We start from the raw sequence: 1,543 nt of genomic DNA on the forward strand, positions 1-1,543 counted from the left end.
GAGAAAACAATCATGATCTCTCGCTCTCACCCCAGGAATGAAAATAAGTTTCCTTCCCCATAATGTAGAGACTACAAACAGTGAGTATATTACGTGGCTCTTAATGGTGGGTTAGACCCTGTTGAGAAAACTGTTGGAATGAATTTGGTGCTCACCCCATTGTTAGCTCTCTCATTTCTGGGAGATGACTACGAGCAGAAAAGTGTTTAATTTCAAATTCATTCCACTGTTTGTGGAATACTTTATGAAGGAAGAGTGAAATGGAAACATTATACAAACGGTGTGCAGGTTTAGATGTTCATTCAGAAACAATCGTAGCCTGTATATTAGTGGGTGATACCGAGTCAAACATGGTAAAAGAAATTGAGACTTTCCCTACTTTAACGAAGGATTTATTTCGGCTTCTAAAGTGGCTGGAGGAAAAAGAAATTACCCACATTGCTATGGAGAGTACAGGGATTTATTGGAAGCCAATATACAATATTCTAGAGGACTTCTTTGACATTACTTTGGCTAATGCCCAAAGAATTAAGAATGTTCCAGGTAGGAAAACCGATGTTTCGGATGCGGAGTGGATTGCAAAATTATTAAGACACGGCTTGATAGACAAGAGTTTTGTACCACCCGAAGACTTTCGAAATTTACGGGATTTAACTCGCCTTAGGAAGAAGTGGATTGGACATATGACTTCCGAGAAGAATCGAATACAGAAGGTATTGGAGTCTTCAAACATTAAATTAAGCACGGTTATCTCGGATATTTTTGGAGTTTCGGGTAGAAAACTTTTAGAACAATTAATGTCTAATGGTTATATTGATCAGGAAGATGTTGAAAAAAAGATACATGGAAGAATGGCTCATAAAAAACAGCTAATAACCGATTCATTATTTGGCACTTTAAATGAGCATCAATTGTTCCTTATTAAGCAAGCTTGGAAACACATCGTCTATCTGGAAGAATTAATATCTGATATTGATAAAAAAATTGATGAGATCTTAATAAAGTATCAGGAAGAACTACAAATTCTAATTACTATGCCAGGGATTAAAAAAGATACTGCAGCCGTCATCCTAGCGGAAATAGGGGTAGATATGGGGCAATTTCCTACTTCTAAACATCTAGCTTCCTGGGCAGGCTTGTCACCCGGAAACCACGAAAGTGCTGGGAAAAGAAAAAGCACACGAACGGTCAAAGGAAATCCACACATAAAATCGGCTTTATGTGAAGCTGCTTGGGCTGCTTCACGAAGTCGAAATAAAAGATTGTCTAATAAGTTTTGGTCACTGGCTGCAAGAAGGGGAAAGAAAAAAGCACTCGTTGCCATAGGACATCGAATGCTTACCATTGTCTATCATATGCTTTTAAACAAGGAACCCTATCACGAACTACCTGCAAATTAGCATTATAGACATACAATAAGGAAGTTATACAGGAGACCGTAAAATACGGTAGCCCTAGTTTCCTATTGACTAAATTCAATTATTAACATTGTTATCAAAAAAGATAGGGTTTAAACCCTTAATTTATTTTCACAGAAAAGAGC

Annotated in this window: 1 protein-coding gene; it reads left to right on the plus strand. The window is 37.4% G+C overall.

What is annotated here, in order from left to right; all coding sequences use genetic code 11:
- Window positions 1-260: 260 nt before the first annotated feature.
- Window positions 261-1,400, plus strand: coding sequence for an IS110 family RNA-guided transposase (locus M3182_RS25490; protein WP_251437739.1), 1,140 nt, complete (start codon window positions 261-263; stop codon window positions 1,398-1,400).
- Window positions 1,401-1,543 lie beyond the last annotated feature (143 nt).

The sequence above is a fragment of the Mesobacillus maritimus genome (genome assembly GCF_023715205.1).
GTDB classification, from domain to species: domain Bacteria; phylum Bacillota; class Bacilli; order Bacillales; family Cytobacillaceae; genus Mesobacillus_B; species Mesobacillus_B maritimus_C.

What these genes read in the sequence shown, in the direction of transcription:
- M3182_RS25490 (WP_251437739.1), top strand. Translation starts at nt 261, where the DNA reads ATGGAAACATTATACAAACGGTGTGCAGGTTTAGATGTTCATTCAGAA.